Here is a 15808-nt window from a genome sequence, read left to right as displayed (position 1 = left end):
CCTCACGACAAAGGCGTTCCGAGCAGGATCTCGAAGACGAGCTTGGTGAAGAGGAGGAATCCCCCAACATACAATATGATGGGAATGGGTCTGCGGACGTCACACAAGACGAGGAACGCCGCGAGCCAGACGCCCATTGCGGAGTAGTAGCCGAAGTGTTCCATCAGGTACGGAAACGCGACCAGAAGCAACATGCCGAGGGCGACGTGGACATATCGACGGACCGTGATTCCACCGCGCGTGCCGCCACCGACAAGGCGGCGAAGAGCAGCCGAGATGATGATCAACGTCCCGATGCCCAACAGAGCGGCTATGCCAGTCGGAAAGTCCGCCGCGCCGATGCCTTCGCCTGAGTAATCCTCGAGCGTTCCAGCCGTCACGAAAAACCACGCAGCCATGCATAGTATGGCCAAGGCGACGACGATATCGCCCCATTCCGCACGAACCGATACGGTCGGCGCCGGTGGGAGTTCTCCACCGGCATCGTCACCGTCGTATGCTCGAAGGCTCGCCGAAGAGGCTTTCATTGCGTCAGCCCCAACTGCTGCATCATGTTTCGCGTCGTTTCATCCTCACGCGTGGCGTATGCGGTAAAATCCTTGGGTCCCAGAAAGGCCGGAAGCAGTGACGATTCCTCGAAGTATTCCGTCATCTCCGGTGCTTTCAGGGCAGCGCTCACCGCGTCGGCAAGGGTCTGTTTGACCGCGTCCGGCATCCCCTTGGGGCCGATGATGCCACGCATCTGCTGCCAGTTGGTATCGGCGTCGAAGCCCTGTTCGGCAAGGGTGGGGACGTCAGGAAGCTGCGGAACGCGCTCTTTCGACATGATCCCGATAACGCGCAACGCCCCAGACTGGACATGGCTCTTGACCAGGTCGACATAGGCGATCGTCGCATTTGCATGGTTTCCGAGCGTTGCCGTAACCGCATCGCCGACGCTGTCATACGGAACCCAGCGCACCGACTTGGAGTCCAGCCCGGCTGATTTGGCCATCAGTTCCCATGCGAAGTGTCCACCGGAGCCCCGCACGAACCCGGCCATCACAAGGGTGCCAGGGGCTTCCTTCGCCTTCGCGACCAGATCCTGCATAGTCTGGATATCGCTGTCCGCCGGCACCGCCACCAGGTATGGCTCGGTTGCAAGCCGCGCCACCCAGTCGAAGCTGTCGACATTGTACTGCTTGAGCGTCTGGTTCATCGCGCCGATGTGCGTCGAGGTAACCGATGCAATCGTGTAACCATCAGGTTTGCTTTTTGCGACGTCGGCCAGCTGTGTGGCTCCCCTGCCGCCGGCCTTGTTTTCCACAACGAAGGGCTGGCCGAGTTCCTTCTCGAGCTCGATCGACAGGCGACGGGCCATAACATCCGTCGCGCCACCGGGCGTGACGTGAAGGACGTAACGCACGGGCCGATCAGGATAGTCCTGAGCGAACGCGCCAAAAGGAATTGCAAGTAGCAAGCCCGCGAGTATCGCCCGATTTATTCTGTAAGTTATCATTGCTTCCTCCCTGGAGACGGCGTCTTGCCGACGCTCATATCGTTCTTTTCAATGGAGTTTCGCTGAAGCCGGCTTGCGACCCAACCGCGTCCGGGGTCTACGATATCAAGATGATGAACCGTAGTTGCATTTGATGCAACTATCTTTTCGAAGTACTCACCACTATCCGCCCATGTGCCATCCACCGGTCAGGTGGAAGGTCTGTCCAGTAAGATATCGCGCGTCAGGGCCGACCAGGAATGCAACCAGCGCCGCAACTTCCTCCGGTGTACCTCCACGCCCCAGCGGCGTATCGCGTTCCAGAAAATGCGGGGGCAGGGGGCCATCGCGGATGGTCTCGATACGGCCGGGGGCGATGCAGTTGGCGGTAACGCCACTCGACGCAAGCTCCGACGCCACGGCACGGGTCAGCCCGGCGATCGCCGCTTTCGCAGCCGAGACATGGACCCGCCCACCGATACCCGCATGCCCGGCAACGCCGCCGATATTGACGATGCTGCCTGCCGGGCTCTGTCGCAGCAGAGGTGCGGCACTGCGGGTCGTGTAGAAGCTCGCGTCGAGAATGCTCGATCGAACGCGACACCATGTCTCGTCATCGATCTGCTCCAACGGCACATTGGAGCGAAGCGCGGCGTTGTTGACCAGAATGTCGAGCCTCGCATATTCGCCGACAATCGTTGCGATGGCAGCTTCGCATGCCGCGGACGTTGAAAGATCTGCCGTGACGGCAAGGCACCGGGCACCTTCAGCCTCGACAAGCCGCACCGTCTCCCGAAGATCGTCGCTGTCGGTTCTCGCGCCGACGGCCACCGTAATGCCTGTCCTGGCCAGGGCAACGGCAATTGCCCTGCCGATATTGCGTGATGCCCCGCTAACAAAGGCAACTCGTCCCTGCATCGACGCCGCGCTCATGCTGCGAACTCCGCCGTCGCGCTCAAGGTCAGCGCACCATCCCGCGTCCGCGACCACAGTGCCACGGCGCCGTCCTCCCCCGGTCGGGCGCCCTCGACCGCGAACGGAGTGTCGCATAGAAGCGGACGCTGCGCGCGAAAGGAGAAGCGTTGCAGCCGCTCGCCTCGCCTGCGCGAACCCAGGCCGTCCAGCATTAGCGTGGCGATGAGTTGCCCGTGAACCACCGGCCGCGGATAGTCTTCGATCTCGTTCGCATACGGGGCGTCGTAATGAATGCGATGAGCGTTGAACGTGACCGCCGAGTATCGGAACAGAAGGACCGGGTCCGGTTCGATGTCGACGGTCCACTCGGCTTCGGTCGGGGCGGCCCTTGCCCCTGGCGGCAATTCGCCGGGAGGGGGGGCTTCGCGGTAGACTAGCGTCTGCGCCTCGCTCAGCGCTGGCCCATCGTCGGTTTCGTAAACGTTCTCTACGGTCACGAACACAAGCGTGCCGGTTCGGCCGACCTTTTCTTCTATGCCGGCGATGCGGGAGGTCTTGCGGACATGATCGCCGATCCGGATCGGCGCAATAAACCGGATATCGCTTCCCGCCCACATCCGGCGAGGCTGTGCGATGGGTGGCAGGAAGCCGCCCCGCTGCGGATGACCGTCGCTCCCGATCCGCGATTGGGGGACGCTCGGGGCGAACAGCAGCCAATGAGCCAGCGGCAGAATTTCATCGCCTGGCCCCGGGACGGCCTCATGATCGAGAAGAGCGGCAAGCCCGCGCATCGGCCATGCGTCGCACCGCTCTTCCTGGACCTGTTCGCGCCCAATCCAGTCGTGGAACCCATCCATGCAGACTCTCCCAATTGATCACCATCAGACCCCGATGCGTTTTCAACAGTAGTTGTTGCTATTGCAGCTACTATCAGTTCTAATGATCCTGTCGTCAAGCCGGCTTGTCCGGTGCCGTTGCTGATCAGGGAGGAAAGATAATGGCGATCGTTGAGGTCAAGACCGAGATCACGGGCAATATCTGGAAGGTTCTCGTTACCGTGGGCGCGACGGTCGAGGAGGACGAGCCAATCCTTATTCTGGAGTCGATGAAGATGGAGATTCCCGTCTCGACATCGGAGGGTGGCACAGTCCGCGATATCCTCGTTGTCGAGGGGGACACGGTGACAGAGGGCACCGTGGTCGCAAGGATCGAGGCGTGAACGATGACGACAATCAAGAAACTTCTCGTCGCCAATCGCGGAGAGATCGCCTTGCGCGTCTTGCGCACCTGCCGGCATATGGGAATTGCGGGCGTTGCGGTCTTCTCGGAAGCGGATGATGCTGCAGCCCACGTCTTGGGCGCTGACGAGGCCGTTGCGATCGGCCCGCCTTCTGCCCGCGACAGTTACCTGCGGTCCGACAAGATTATAGGCGCTGCGTTGGATTCGGGGGCGGACGCCATTCACCCGGGTTATGGCTTCCTGTCCGAGAATGCCGATTTTGCGGACGCGGTCTCCGCGGCGGGTCTTATCTGGGTGGGGCCTGACCCTGAAACCATCAGGGCCATGGGTGACAAGCAGCGTGCCAGGGACATCGCCGTTCGTGCTGGGGTTCCTGTCGTGCCAGGGTCGCAGCGGTTCGAACCCGGCGACAATGCCCGCCTCGAGGACGCGGCGGCGGCGGTCGGATTTCCTCTTCTGGTCAAAGCAGCCGGCGGCGGCGGTGGCATCGGTATGAAGCGCCTGGAAACGCCTGACGGGCTTGCAGAGGTGGTAGCGGCGACCCAGTCCATGGCCGCAAAGAGTTTCGGCAACGGCGCCGTGTTCCTGGAGCGATTCGTGCCGAAAGCGCGTCATATCGAAATTCAGGTCTTCGGATTCGGCAACGGAGAGGCGGTCCATCTGTTCGAACGCGACTGCTCTTTGCAGCGGCGCTTCCAGAAGGTGATCGAAGAAAGCCCCGCCCCGGGCCTGCCCGAAACCGTCCGCCGGCAGATGGCGCAAGCCGCGGTGGATCTGTGCAGGGCAACGCGATACCGGGGCGCGGGGACGGTCGAGTTCATCGTGGATGCCGCGACGTTCGAGTTCTTCTTTCTAGAAATGAACACCAGAATTCAGGTCGAGCATCCGGTCACCGAGATGGTCACCGGGGTCGACCTGGTCGCATGGCAGATCGAGCTGGCGCAAGGCACCCTCGCACCCATGCAGCAAAGCGCAATTGAGGTCCGGGGGCATGCGATCGAATGCCGCCTTTATGCCGAGAACCCGGAGCGTATGTTCATGCCGTCTCCGGGCCCGCTGACGCTGTTTCGGCTGCCGCCGGAAGGCACGTTTCTGCGTGTCGATACCGGCTACCGCCAGGGCGACACGGTCACGCCCTTCTACGACCCGATGATCGCGAAGATCATAGTATGGGGTGAAACACGTGAGTCCGCGCGGAATGCGGCCGTGGCTGCGATGCGGTCGACTGAGGTCCAGGGCATCCGAACGAACAGGGATTTCCTGATCGCCTGTCTGTCCGACCCGGACTTTTCGGCGGGCGATGTCCATACTGGCTTCATCGAGAGCGCGAAGGATCGTCTTCTGGCGGCCTGATCGCGGGGGCCTTATATGAAGCTCCATGGGGCCGCTTGCCGTATTTGGAGCGGCTGCCCCGACCTGCTAGACTGTCGGGGAAATAAGGAGACCAGAATTGGCCGGCAAACTCGCAGTAACACAGGGTCCGGGAAGCGAACTGGTGGCGGACCTCAGGCGGCTGGGTTTCACGGAATACGAGGCCCGGGTCTATGTACAACTTCTGCGTCAGAACCCCGCCACCGCCTATGAAGTATCGAAGAACTCGAACGTTCCGCGTCCGAACACTTATCATGCGCTGGATGCCCTGACACAGCGCGGCGCGGTGTTGCCGATAAGCGAAAGTCCGGTTCGCTACGCTCCCGCCGATCCGCAGGAACTGTTCGAGACAATCTCGCGTCAGACACGCTCCCTCTGCTCGACCATCGCCGACCGGCTGTCTGCCTTGACACCGGCAAGAAACGACCAGCATGTCTGGACCTTGCAGGGAGACGAGGCCGTCCACGACCGGATCGAAGCGTTGATTGCCGAAGCGCGTCAGACCTTATGGATCAAAGCGGCCGACGACGTGTTGCGTCGACATACGAATGCCCTGCGCATGGCGGCCGAGCGCGGTGTCGAAACGCTGATCGTGCTGTTCGGGTCCGATCCCGAGGAATTCCGCTTTACCGAGAATTGCCGGGTCTACATCCACGAAAGCAATGGCGTACGCATGGGCACGGCCGACAATCTGTTTACACTTGCCGTCGACCAGGAAGAGATGCTGACCGCAACGATGGATGGCGATGTCGTGGCTGCCACCACGCGAAACCGGCCAGTTGTCACCATGGCGGGCTCGCTGATCCGCCACGATTACTACATGGCGGAAATCTTCTCCGCGCTGGGGCCACAGATAGACGAGACCTTCGGACCCTATCTCCGTGACCTGCGCCTTGCTTACTTTTCAGATGAGCAGAAAGCGTCCTTTATGCGGCGTACCGGCCTCGATGGGTCAACGGCTGCCCCGGCGAAGCGACCCGATCTTGTGCGAGGTCTGTCCTAGGCTTTCCGACGGGCGGCCATCCGCCGCTCCAGATGGCCGATTCCGGCCAACGCCTGGGCCATTGCCGGTATTTCGTCGAAAACCGGGACATTCGCTTCATAGGCCTTCTCGCGATAGTGCCTTCGTCGTTCGTCCAGCTCGGCCGATCCGTCGGTCCGCAGGGCCAGGGCGAAGTGCGCCTGATTATGCCATTTGCGCTGGGTTTGCTCGATGACCGTAAAGAGATTGTCGATCGGATCGACGCTGCCGCGGCCAACGAAGGCGGCCAGGTTCAAATGCATGGCCACCGCGTCGGGCTTTGCGTGGGCGTAGACGAGGTCCAGGATCTCGCCGGCGATCCAGCCGTCCTTCTCCTGCAGGGTCCGCACGGGTGTGTCGATCGGATTGGCCACGCTGGACCCCGGTGGAAGAGCCATGGCGTCCAGCGGACCGCGTGCGGCCGGGCCGAATGGCGAGACGTCCAGTCCGACGGATGCGAATGCATCCGTGCCGAGGACGCTGGAGCCACCGCCATTGCCGAAGAGGGTGACGTTTTTCGTCGGACGATCTGCATGAAGTTCCCAGTGCTGCAGCATGAGCAGCGTATCGATAAAGGCGTCCACGGTGGAAACCAGCAGTATGGGCGCCTGGTGTTGCAGCGCCTCGAAGGCTGCATCATTGCCTGCGAGCGCGCCGGTATGGGAGGCTGCGGCAAGCCGACCCTGGGCGGACCGCCCGCCTTTGAGGATAACGACCGGCTTGGTCGCCTTTGCCGAGCGCATCAGTTCGAAGAAGGACCGCCCTTCCTTGATGTCTTCCAGATAGAGCCCGATGGCCTTGGTCTTCGGATCGTCGAGATAGTATTCGACCAGTTCGTGCGGCTCGACGTCGACGCTGTTTCCGATAGTGACGAGGCCGCTGAAGCGCAGGCCACGCCACTGACCCCTTTTGATTATGTCGGTCGACAGGCCGCCCGATTGGGATACGACGCCGATGCAACCCGTTTCGCGGGGCGCATCGGACGGAAACGTCAGGCCCCCGCGTGGCGAGTATGTACCGAGGCAGTTGGGACCCAGCACCCGAACGCCGCCCTGCCGGGCCTTGGCGAGAAGTTCGTTTTCCAGTTCACGGCCTTCTTCGATCTCACCGAAGCCGGACGAGATGACCTGGGCGATCCTGCAGTTGCCATCGGCTGCCAGCAACGCGTTGGGAATGCGCCCCGCTCCGATCGCCACGTAGGCATAGTCGACGGGTTGCGGGGTTTGCCCCAGGGAAGGATAGGCCATCAAGCCCTCTATCTGCTCGGCGTGCGGGTGTATCGGATAGATCTCCCCGCCGAACCCGAACGCCTTCATGCGCCGTATGAACGTGTTGGCTATCGCGACATCCTTCGTGGAGGCGCCAAGGACGGCCACTGTCGCCGGTTCGAAAAGCGGGCGAAACTCCTCACTCGGCGATCCCGTTCGGGACTTGTCCACAGGTGGCGTTTCCGCTTTGGATGGGTCCGTCAGGATGATGCGGGCATCGACCGCCACCGCGTCGGATGGCGATGCGATCAACGGGTTGATATCGAGTTCCAGTATGTCGTCCCGCTGCGTCAGCAATCCGTCCGTGCCGCCAATACGCAGCATGGCCGCGACGATCGCGTCGATATCCACTCTATCCCGTCCCCGAGCGCCGGTCAGCAGCGCGGCACCCTTGAGGTTGGCGAGCATATCCCGTGCTTCGGTTTCGGTGATGGGGCAAAGGCGAAAGACCACGTCCTGGATGATTTCCACGAAGATGCCGCCGAGGCCCACCATGATCATCGGTCCGAATTGAGCATCCCGCAGTCCGCCGACGACCAATTCCAGCCCCGGCTGGACCATCTCCTCGATCAGCCAGCCCTCCACGCGCGCAGCCGCTATAGCTTCCTTGCGCGACATTTCGGCGATTGCGGCCGCGACCGCATCCGCATCCCCGAGGTTAAGCGCTACGCCGCCGGCATCCGATTTGTGCAGGATATCCGGTGAGACGACCTTTACGACGAAGGGCCCGGATTTCCCGGCCAGTGCTTCCTTCGCCTTTGCCGCATCGTCCACGACAAGCGATAGAGGCGTTCGTACACCGTAGTCCGCAAGCAGGGATTTGCCGTCTGCTTCACTTAGGAAGTTGCGGTTCTGCGCCCGCGCCATCGAGATGAGATAATCGGCGCCGCGCCGTTCGTGCGTGTTCATCCGGAAACCTCTCAGTAGCTTGTGGGCCATGTGCGCATCAGATGTTGTCCGATGCCGTTGGAGCGCCTGCGCCGCTGGATATCCAGCATGCGGACAAGATAGGACCGCGTCTCTTGCGGCTTGATCACGTCGTGGGCGGAGAAAATCCGCGCCATGTCCCAGATCTCCAGGTTCTTCTGGATATGGGCGAGCGCTTCCTCGAAGCCGTCGTCATCCTTGGTCTTGTTGTGGACGATGGACGTCGCGAAGACCGGATCCATGAAGGAAACCTCGGCCATCGGCCAAGCAATCATGGCGTCGTTATGGGCGCCGCCTCCCATGGCGACATAGGCGCGGCCATACGCTTTGCGGCAGATGACGGTAACCTGCGGTACCGTCGTCATGCAGGTCGCATTCATGAAATTCATGATGTGGCCGGGGGCTCCGCGGCGCTCCGCGTCGGTGCCGACGACGAAGCCCGGCGTATCCATGAGGCGGATGATTGGGATGTTGAAACTGTCGCAGAGCACCGTGAATTCGATGATCTTGCGGCAGGCTTCGGCGGAGAGGGCGCCGCCGCCCACCTGGGGATTGTTCGCGACGATCCCGACGACCTTACCGGCAAGGCGGGCAAGTCCGACCGTCGCCGACTTGCCGAAACGCGGCTTCATCTCGAAGTAGCTGCCGCGATCGAAGATCACCCGGATGACCTTCTTCATGTCGTAGACCTGCGTCCGCTTTTCCGGAATGAGGTCCAGAATGCTTTCCTGGTCTTCGCCGGAGCCTTCCGTCACGGCGCTGTCCGGGGGCAGTTCGCCATTGTGCGATGGCATGTACGAAAGAAAGCTCCGAATGGCCGCCATGGCCTCTTCGTCCGTGTCGACGAACTGGTCGATAAGGCCCGTCTGTTCCGCGTGGATGCGCCAGCCGCCGAGTTCCTCGAGGTCGACCTTTTCGCCGATGGCCATCGATACCAGCCGCGGGCTGGAAACCGACATGATCGAGCCCTTGCGCATGACGGTGAAGTCGGAGCAACAGCACATCCATGCAGAGGAGCCGAACGACGTGTCGAGCGCGGCTGCCGCCCACGGCGTTTCTCGCATGCGCTTGAACTGCGTCGTGTCGTTGCCGAGCAACTGGCCCATACCCTTGGAGCCCATGGCATCGGGCAGGCGCGCACCGGTCGATTCCCCGATATGCACGAAGGGCAGGCCGCGTTCGACACACGTCTTGCGGATATACCCCATCTTCTTCGAATTGGTCGCGCTAGTCGACGCGCCCTTGGTGGTGAACTCGTTCACTACCACTCCGACATCGCGACCGTTGATCCTGGCAAATCCCGTCAGCTTGCCGTCGCGCGGAGTGCCGGCGATATCGCTTTCGTAGACAGCCGACGCGCCAAGCAAACCCATTTCGAAAAACGTGTTCTCATCGACAAGCGCATCGAGGCGTTCCATCGCATTGAGCTGCCCGCGCTCCCGCCGTTTGGCAAGCTTGTCCTCGCCACCCATCGCTTGCGCCTTGGCGCGTCGTTGGTCGAGTTCTGCCATCAAGGCGTCATGACCCATTGCGTTTCCTCCAGTATCAGGCTTGAAAAACGGCTTGCTCGCGCGTTGCCCGTTCGATTTTTTGTTCGTCGAGTTCGGGCCGGTATCCGGGCGGCAAGCGGATCTCTCCGGCTTCGAACGGCATCGGATTTCGGAAAAGGCGTTCCTTCGGTTTCAGGAAGCCGTTGAACTCGCCTGCATTCGTGATCTCGCGGCGCGCCGCGCAGGCTTCCAACCAGTTGTGCAACTCGCTGCCGAGGCCATCGCCGAGGACGGGTTCCATGCCGTTCTCCCGCACCGCCCGCAGCCCGGTCACCAGGCGGTCGACCCCCCCAAAGCGTTTGAGCTTGAGCTTGCAGAAACCAACGTTCGGGATTTCGCCGGCACGCCGGATGTCGGCAAGCGTGCAGATCGGCTCATCCAGCATGAGAGGAACCGGAGATGCCTCTGCAACTGCCGTATTGGCTGCCCAGTCATCGGCATCGCAGGGTTGCTCGAAGAGTTCGATGCCTTCCGGGTCCAGGCGCGCGGCGAAGGCCACCGCGTCGTCTCGGCTAAAGGCGCGGTTGGCATCCAGACGCAGCGTCGCACGCCCGGCGACGGCCTTGCGGATCATCTCAACACGAAGCAGATCGGCAGCGACATCCTTGCCGACCTTGACCTTGAAGGTCGCGAAGCCGCGGGCGATCCCGCTCTCCATCTCCTGCTCGATACCGGCAGCATCCAACGCGTTGACCGGGGCAAGGAGAGGAAGCGACACGTTGTCGTCGATCTGGAGATGAAAATTGTTTTCCATGATCTCGATCGCCGTCACGAGAGCGGTCGTTGCTACCTTGCTTGTCTTGAAATGATCGAGAATCTCGGCCTTCGCTTCCCGGACAGGCCGGCCGATAGCCGCGCTCGCCCGTTGCTGCAGAAAGCGCCACGCGCCGTCGCGTGTTTCGGCGCTCGAGCCCGGCGACACATGAGCGTCGGAAACCGAACGGCGGCCGTCTTCATCTTCGATCTCCACCATGAACGGCTCGAAGGTCTCGAATGTTCGATAGGCCAGCCGGTATGGACGCGTCAGGGGAAGGTCCAGCCGCCTCAAAACCATCCGGCGAATAATCATGTCTGCCTCCCGACAATCAGTTGTTGCTATTGCTACTACTATTGGGACGGGTGAACAAGGCGTATTCCGGTTTCCCGCTATCGGCGGGATAGGACGCGCGTGGCGGAGGCGAGATGAAGCCGTTCGACCATTTGCCCGTCGATGTTCAGCGCATTCACCGAGGCATTCTCGGTATTGGAAAAAGCAGAAACGACCCGTTCGGCCCATGCGATATCATCAGCATCGGGCGAAAATATCCGGTTGCAGGGTTCGATCTGCGTCGGGTGGATCAAGGTCTTTCCGTCGAAGCCGAATTCAACGCCCTCTGCGCATTCCGTCTCGAAGCCTTCCTGATCCTTGATGCGGTTGAATACGGCATCGAGGATATCCAGGCCGTTGGCTCTTGCTGCCATGACGGCCATGCTGAGGGCCGGCCAGATCGGCCGTCGTGACCGATCGAGCCGGCAAAACATCTCTTTTGCAAGGTCGTTGGCTCCGATGATGAGGCCTGCGAGTGGGAGGTTCCTGGACTCCCCGGCGATACCGTTGATGTTCTGCACGCCGAGGCACGTCTCTATCATCGCCCAAATCGGACGATCAGGCAGGTGTCGGGCGACAGTCCGAAGGTCGTCTGAGCAATTGACCTTCGGTACAACCACCGGCGCTGTCGTTTGACGAAGCGCCAGCACGTCCTGTTCGAATTCTTCGCTGTCTATGGCGTTGATGCGAATGAATGCTTCTCGGCCGCTTTCCAAACTCGACGTGAATGCGGCAACGGCGTTTGTACGGGCTAACGACTTACGATCCGGCGCGACAGCATCCTCAAGGTCCAGAATGACGATGTCGCATGCTAGAGACGCGATCTTTCCAATCGCGCGCTCATTCGAAGCGGGAATATACAGCGCACTACGTTTTCCCTTAATGGCCATTTTGTCCTCCAAATCACCGCAACTATTGTAGACAGTTGTAGCAAATGCAACTCCTATTATTGATCGGGTACTAATTAGCGTCTGAAGTCCTGCATCTGGTCCGCAGAGCTTTTTAGAACTGCTCTAATAATGCTGCTTTTGCTTTTGTGAACTCTGCGTCGGTCAACCATCCGGTTTGGTGGAGGTCCGTCAGCCGCTCCAGCTGACCGGCAACAGCTTCGACTGGCGCGCCTTTCCTGTCCGACCGTGAGGGTTGTGGCGCCTCAGGTACTGTCGCGCGGGCTGGGACATCGTTCGCGAACAGGTTCAGGCCGGACTCCCCGCCATTGGCGATCGGGCCTTGGCTCCGGTGGATCGCGTTCATCGACCAGATCAGGGCGATCAGCCATCCTACCAAGGTCGCCCCGGCGACGACGGTCAGAATGAGAATGGGCCACCGGTTGGGATGGCCCCGCAGGAAGGCGATGAACACCGGCAGGAACCCGATGAAGATCACCAGCCCGGTGATCATGAGAATGCCGAGTTCCTCGTCTGTCATGGCCTAGCTCGCGGTCAGCCGCGACAGGGCGCGCGCCTTCAGCACTTCGAACTCGGCATCGGTGAGGCCGCCAGCGGCCCGCAGGTGGGCAAGGCGCTCGATTTCGGCAATCGGGTCGCCTTGGGCGGCTGGCGCGCGCTGGTGAGGCTGCTCGGGGGCGTAGGCGTGGCCATACGTGTCGATGCGGTGATCGTGCGGGTCGATGCGCTGCCCGGTCGGCTCGGCAAAGGCATCGGGCGCAGGGCCGAAGCGGTTCGGGCCCGGTATGCTGGGCATCAGCATGAACACCAGAAGCACGATGATGCCAATGCCGGTGAACAGGAGCAGGAACCATGCCCCGTTGCGGTCGATGTCATGCAGGCGTCGGACCGTGACGGCGATCCCGGGCAGGACGTGCACCAGCATGTAGATCGCGTAGAACACGGTGATGCTGTCTTCTGGCACACCGAGCACGAAGGTCTCGATGCAAATGATGATCAGGGCGCCCAGCATGTAGATGCCGGTGAACTTCCAGAACTCAGCCCGTGACGCCCGGCCGGAGAAGGTGGTGTATTGGCTCATGGCCGAAAGGTATGCACTCATAAGGCTCGGCCCTCCTTCAGGCCGCGACGCAGTGGCGTCGGGATGAGGGAAGGGGGTCTACTGCGTGCGAATGCAGAAGGGGCTTTGCTGATTGGTCGGGCGATCGTCTGCTTCGACGTCGAAGAAGGTGATGGCGTCCTGGGCGAGGTTGACGAGCATGAAGCGGGCGCGATTGCCCATGACCATACCGGTCATCTGTCGGCCGATGCCTTGGAACGCTTGATAGGCTTCCAGCTGCTGCGGGCTGAGGCCCCAGACCGGCGCGGCGCTGCCGGGTGTGCCATGCACGGCCGATACGACCATGCGGCCGTCATAGGCGGCCATCTGCAGGGACCCATCCCCAGCGCGCCGAACGCTGGCGGCCGCAAGCTGCGTGCCGTTGATCGTTGCCGAACCATCCTCGGCGATCGACAGCATCATCTCGGTCATCTGGTTCTTGTTCAGGATGTCGGGAATGCCGGTGAGGGCCGGTCCTGATACCTCGCAGGCGAATTGGGCGATCATCGAACCGCTGCCGGACATGCCATCCATGGCCGCATCGAGGCCGCTCGCGTTCGATGGTGGCGTCGGCGTATTTGCGGCCTGATGCCGATCCTCCTCCATGTCGCCGAGCGCTTCGAGGTGGAGGTCGTAACACTCAAGCAAAGCCGCGATGGCCTGCGGCGTTCGGCTCGGGCGAAACCGAGAGACGTAGTCCCGGCTCATGATGTGGATTTGTCCGGCGGTGGCCAGCAGCTCTTCCAGCCGAGGCGCGGTCTGACTTTGTCGGAACAGCACGACGGACTCATCAAAGGGCCGGATAGCCGACAACGGCACGCTTTGCCCATCGATGCGAAGATCCATGGCGGCTCGCGAATCCAGAGACAGGTCCTTGCTGGCCGACATGAACCCGAACTGTAGCTGTTCGTCGTCGCCAACGAAGGCGATGAAGGATGCATCCTTCTGAGGCGAGCGGGTCATGAGCAGGCACGAACCCGGCCCCAAGCCTTCGTATGGGATCAGTGTCCAGTTGCCGAAGTGCTGCTCTTCGTCGAATTGCGCTTGCGCGGGCGACGCCATCGAAGCGGCGGAAAGTAGGAGGGCAATGGATGCCCGGGCCGTGATCCTGCGCCAAGGTCTGCACAGGGCGGCGTGCATGCGTGAAAGCAATCTCATGATGGATGACTGAGGTCCGGGCTGTGAGCGACGTGGTTTATCGCAATAGGGGATTGTCAGTCCGTCGATTATCAAGCCCGCAATGTCGTCTCTCTCCGGGTCATGAGCGCCCGAGAATCGATCAGCTACAACATTCGCGTCCTGCGGGTCGCCAAAGGGATGTCGCAGGAACGCCTCGCCTTGGCCGCCGATATCGATCGCTCCTACATCGGGCGTATCGAACGGGCGAAGGAGAACCTCACCATCGGCGCGCTGGAGGCCATCGCCAAGGCGCTTGAGGTTTCCGTTGCCGATCTCGTCAGCCAGCCGCCGGAGGGGGCACCGCCGCCGCCCGCCTTGCGGGCTGGCCGCAAACCCAAGGCCGAAAGTCGCTGAGGCTGCCCGGCTCCGTACACGTTGGTGGAAGCCCATCTCAGTACTCCTCCGGCCGCATGATGGTCATGACGCGTAGGGTGATGGCCGGGTTGGCAGGATCCTGCGACCCGAACCGCATGGACGGGTCGAAGTAGTCAATCTTCCAGAAGAACCGCTCGTCCTCGTCCTTGATGGAACCGAGGTCGTGTTCGCCATAGGGGTCTTGCTCTTCGCAGAAGCCCTCGAAGGTGCGAATGGCCTCCATCATGCGGCGCAGGCGAACGCTGGAGATGTTGGCGACACTGGCGGTCATGAACACCGCCCCACCCCGCAGGGTCTGGCGGAACTGATCGTTGAGCGCGGCGATGACCTCATGGCGCGGGGCGGTGGGCAGGCCCGCATTGCTGCGGACCTCCTCATTCTTGGATGCTTGAGGTTCGGTCATGGCAGGGGTCCTCACGCGGCCACTGGGGGCAGCAGGGCGATCTGGTGCCGACGGCGCACCTGCGTCGGCTCTTCCGGCCAGTCCCGCCACTTCAGCGTGTAGGCGCCATCACCCTTGTCCTGAACGATGACGGCCTCGAACCAGCCCTCCTGGTCGCCCTCGGTGATGAGGACCACGCTGCCGGCCTTCAGCTTCTGCCAGTCGGCCGGACGATCCTCGCTGCCGCTTGCAGCACCGGCCTCACCGCCACGGCCTCCCGAACCGGCCCCGACCGCCGAAGCCTTGACCGCGTTCTTCGCTGGACCGGCTACCTTGCCATTTGCTCCAGCGACCAACCGCAACGGTGCCGCCTCGCCCTTCGGCAACATGCCGGCCAGCTGCTCGTAGAGTGCCGCCTTGACGAAGGGCACGAAGGCCTTGCCGCTCGGGAAGATCCGTCCATGTGGCAGGCGGGCGGCGATGGTCTGCAGGGCCTCGGTATCGGCGGGCAGGGACCGCATCCCCATCAGGCTTGCGGCCGACCGGGCGGTGTCCGCCTCGTCATCGTCGAACCACGAGGCATGCGCCTTGCCGCTATCGTCCAACCCGAGAACGATCAAAGCGGGTAGGGCGTCTGCCGCCCCGTTGGCGACTGTCTTACGGACTGCTGCTGTTTCAGCTGGCATTGTACTCTTGCTCCAGAAACGAGAAAGGGGCCCGAAGGCCCCGATGAGATGCGATTGCGGAAGGATGTGCCGGCGCCGCGCCAGCGCCCAAGGCTGGCGGTCGGTGTCGGTTGATGTCGGCCCGTTTCGGCATGACGGTGTCCTTTCGCGATCGCGATTTATGCGGGCCCAGCCGGTGGCTGCGTTCAATTGGCATGGCTGGCCGCAGGCCAATCGTACAGACAATAAACAAATAAATCAATCAGATAATTAAATCACGCAGTTTGCACTGGGTTTCGATCTGCGTGCGAGGCCTGTGCAAACCCCGTGGCTCCAATGCCGGG

General features: G+C 61.8%; 17 protein-coding genes. 4 read left to right on the top strand and 13 right to left on the bottom strand.

Translation table 11 applies throughout. From position 1 onward, the window contains the following. Positions 1 to 2: 2 nt before the first annotated feature. The 4 genes from AUL30_RS13700 to AUL30_RS13685 form a co-directional block, all read right to left on the bottom strand. A complete protein-coding gene (locus tag AUL30_RS13700) occupies positions 3 to 527 on the bottom strand; it encodes a tripartite tricarboxylate transporter TctB family protein (protein WP_062228447.1) in 525 nt (174 codons plus the stop codon). Beyond that, positions 524 to 1360: a tripartite tricarboxylate transporter substrate binding protein gene (locus AUL30_RS13695; RefSeq protein WP_062228446.1), complete on the bottom strand. Its 837-nt coding sequence runs from the start codon at positions 1358 to 1360 to the stop codon at positions 524 to 526. The genes AUL30_RS13700 and AUL30_RS13695 overlap by 4 nt, the downstream gene beginning before the upstream one ends. A gap of 300 nt (positions 1361 to 1660) precedes the next feature. Beyond that, a complete protein-coding gene (locus AUL30_RS13690) occupies positions 1661 to 2410 on the bottom strand; it encodes an SDR family NAD(P)-dependent oxidoreductase (protein WP_202814504.1) in 750 nt (249 codons plus the stop codon). Then, entirely contained in the window at positions 2407 to 3249 is an 843-nt protein-coding gene (locus AUL30_RS13685; RefSeq protein WP_062228444.1) for an FAS1-like dehydratase domain-containing protein, read from the bottom strand. Before AUL30_RS13685 ends, AUL30_RS13690 begins: the two co-directional genes overlap by 4 nt. A gap of 140 nt (positions 3250 to 3389) precedes the next feature. Between AUL30_RS13685 and AUL30_RS13680 the strand changes: the two genes are divergently transcribed. The 3 genes from AUL30_RS13680 to AUL30_RS13670 all read left to right on the top strand — a co-directional run bounded on the left by AUL30_RS13680 (position 3390) and on the right by AUL30_RS13670 (position 6006). Beyond that, the gene (locus AUL30_RS13680) at positions 3390 to 3611 is read left to right on the top strand and encodes an acetyl-CoA carboxylase biotin carboxyl carrier protein subunit (RefSeq protein WP_062228443.1); all 222 of its coding nucleotides are present in this window, start codon (positions 3390 to 3392) and stop codon (positions 3609 to 3611) included. Positions 3612 to 3614: 3 nt separating this feature from the next. After that, positions 3615 to 4985: an acetyl-CoA carboxylase biotin carboxylase subunit gene (locus AUL30_RS13675; RefSeq protein ID WP_202814503.1), complete on the top strand. Its 1371-nt coding sequence runs from the start codon at positions 3615 to 3617 to the stop codon at positions 4983 to 4985. A 97-nt stretch (positions 4986 to 5082) separates the two neighbouring features. Continuing rightward, the gene (locus AUL30_RS13670; RefSeq protein WP_083507930.1) at positions 5083 to 6006 is read left to right on the top strand and encodes a TrmB family transcriptional regulator; all 924 of its coding nucleotides are present in this window, start codon (positions 5083 to 5085) and stop codon (positions 6004 to 6006) included. Here the strand turns inward: AUL30_RS13670 and AUL30_RS13665 are convergent. The 7 genes from AUL30_RS13665 to AUL30_RS13635 all read right to left on the bottom strand — a co-directional run bounded on the left by AUL30_RS13665 (position 6003) and on the right by AUL30_RS13635 (position 14003). After that, positions 6003 to 8201, bottom strand: a complete 2199-nt coding sequence (locus AUL30_RS13665; protein WP_062228441.1) for an acetate--CoA ligase family protein — start codon at positions 8199 to 8201, stop codon at positions 6003 to 6005. The genes AUL30_RS13670 and AUL30_RS13665 overlap by 4 nt on opposite strands. An 11-nt stretch (positions 8202 to 8212) precedes the next feature. Then, on the bottom strand, positions 8213 to 9748 hold the full coding sequence (locus tag AUL30_RS13660) for an acyl-CoA carboxylase subunit beta (RefSeq protein ID WP_062228440.1): 1536 nt from the start codon (positions 9746 to 9748) through the stop codon (positions 8213 to 8215). A gap of 16 nt (positions 9749 to 9764) precedes the next feature. Beyond that, complete coding sequence (locus tag AUL30_RS13655; protein WP_083507928.1) at positions 9765 to 10838, bottom strand: mandelate racemase/muconate lactonizing enzyme family protein; 1074 nt, start codon at positions 10836 to 10838, stop codon at positions 9765 to 9767. Positions 10839 to 10915: 77 nt separating this feature from the next. Beyond that, positions 10916 to 11746, bottom strand: coding sequence for an HpcH/HpaI aldolase/citrate lyase family protein (locus AUL30_RS13650; protein WP_062228438.1), 831 nt, complete (start codon positions 11744 to 11746; stop codon positions 10916 to 10918). 112 nt (positions 11747 to 11858) lie between these two features. Continuing rightward, complete coding sequence (locus AUL30_RS13645; protein ID WP_062228437.1) at positions 11859 to 12284, bottom strand: superinfection immunity protein; 426 nt, start codon at positions 12282 to 12284, stop codon at positions 11859 to 11861. A gap of 3 nt (positions 12285 to 12287) precedes the next feature. Continuing rightward, positions 12288 to 12866, bottom strand: a complete 579-nt coding sequence (locus AUL30_RS13640) for a DUF805 domain-containing protein (RefSeq protein WP_062228436.1) — start codon at positions 12864 to 12866, stop codon at positions 12288 to 12290. Positions 12867 to 12923: 57 nt separating this feature from the next. Further along, positions 12924 to 14003, bottom strand: a complete 1080-nt coding sequence (locus tag AUL30_RS13635; protein WP_157070150.1) for a hypothetical protein — start codon at positions 14001 to 14003, stop codon at positions 12924 to 12926. A 120-nt stretch (positions 14004 to 14123) separates the two neighbouring features. Here AUL30_RS13635 and AUL30_RS13630 point away from each other — a divergent pair, with 120 nt between their 5' ends. Further along, positions 14124 to 14396, top strand: coding sequence for a helix-turn-helix domain-containing protein (locus AUL30_RS13630; RefSeq protein WP_062228434.1), 273 nt, complete (start codon positions 14124 to 14126; stop codon positions 14394 to 14396). A gap of 37 nt (positions 14397 to 14433) precedes the next feature. On the opposite strand, the gene AUL30_RS13625 is transcribed toward AUL30_RS13630, so the two are convergent. Together AUL30_RS13625 and AUL30_RS13620 are read right to left on the bottom strand one after the other, a co-directional pair. Next, positions 14434 to 14820, bottom strand: a complete 387-nt coding sequence (locus AUL30_RS13625) for a DUF3768 domain-containing protein (protein ID WP_062228433.1) — start codon at positions 14818 to 14820, stop codon at positions 14434 to 14436. Positions 14821 to 14831: 11 nt separating this feature from the next. Then, on the bottom strand, positions 14832 to 15404 hold the full coding sequence (locus AUL30_RS13620) for a hypothetical protein (protein WP_062228432.1): 573 nt from the start codon (positions 15402 to 15404) through the stop codon (positions 14832 to 14834). Between the last annotated feature and the right edge of the window lie 404 nt (positions 15405 to 15808).

Origin of the sequence: Aureimonas frigidaquae (genome assembly GCF_001463905.1) — a bacterium.
Lineage (GTDB): Bacteria > Pseudomonadota > Alphaproteobacteria > Rhizobiales > Rhizobiaceae > Aureimonas > Aureimonas frigidaquae.
The sequence above is the reverse complement of the archived record's forward strand: the minus strand, read 5'-3'. Positions and strand labels throughout refer to the sequence as shown.

Excerpts from the sequence above, each read along its gene's own strand:
- AUL30_RS13650 (WP_062228438.1), bottom strand. The coding sequence starts at position 11,746 with ATGGCCATTAAGGGAAAACGTAGTGCGCTGTATATTCCCGCTTCGAAT.
- AUL30_RS13660 (WP_062228440.1), bottom strand. The coding sequence starts at position 9,748 with ATGGGTCATGACGCCTTGATGGCAGAACTCGACCAACGACGCGCCAAG.
- AUL30_RS13690 (WP_202814504.1), bottom strand. The coding sequence starts at position 2,410 with ATGAGCGCGGCGTCGATGCAGGGACGAGTTGCCTTTGTTAGCGGGGCA.
- AUL30_RS13630 (WP_062228434.1), top strand. The coding sequence starts at position 14,124 with ATGAGCGCCCGAGAATCGATCAGCTACAACATTCGCGTCCTGCGGGTC.
- AUL30_RS13635 (WP_157070150.1), bottom strand. The coding sequence starts at position 14,003 with ATGCACGCCGCCCTGTGCAGACCTTGGCGCAGGATCACGGCCCGGGCA.
- AUL30_RS13645 (WP_062228437.1), bottom strand. The coding sequence starts at position 12,284 with ATGACAGACGAGGAACTCGGCATTCTCATGATCACCGGGCTGGTGATC.
- AUL30_RS13640 (WP_062228436.1), bottom strand. The coding sequence starts at position 12,866 with ATGAGTGCATACCTTTCGGCCATGAGCCAATACACCACCTTCTCCGGC.
- AUL30_RS13680 (WP_062228443.1), top strand. The coding sequence starts at position 3,390 with ATGGCGATCGTTGAGGTCAAGACCGAGATCACGGGCAATATCTGGAAG.
- AUL30_RS13695 (WP_062228446.1), bottom strand. The coding sequence starts at position 1,360 with ATGGCCCGTCGCCTGTCGATCGAGCTCGAGAAGGAACTCGGCCAGCCC.
- AUL30_RS13700 (WP_062228447.1), bottom strand. The coding sequence starts at position 527 with ATGAAAGCCTCTTCGGCGAGCCTTCGAGCATACGACGGTGACGATGCC.
- AUL30_RS13625 (WP_062228433.1), bottom strand. The coding sequence starts at position 14,820 with ATGACCGAACCTCAAGCATCCAAGAATGAGGAGGTCCGCAGCAATGCG.
- AUL30_RS13655 (WP_083507928.1), bottom strand. The coding sequence starts at position 10,838 with ATGATTATTCGCCGGATGGTTTTGAGGCGGCTGGACCTTCCCCTGACG.
- AUL30_RS13675 (WP_202814503.1), top strand. The coding sequence starts at position 3,615 with ATGACGACAATCAAGAAACTTCTCGTCGCCAATCGCGGAGAGATCGCC.
- AUL30_RS13685 (WP_062228444.1), bottom strand. The coding sequence starts at position 3,249 with ATGGATGGGTTCCACGACTGGATTGGGCGCGAACAGGTCCAGGAAGAG.
- AUL30_RS13665 (WP_062228441.1), bottom strand. The coding sequence starts at position 8,201 with ATGAACACGCACGAACGGCGCGGCGCCGATTATCTCATCTCGATGGCG.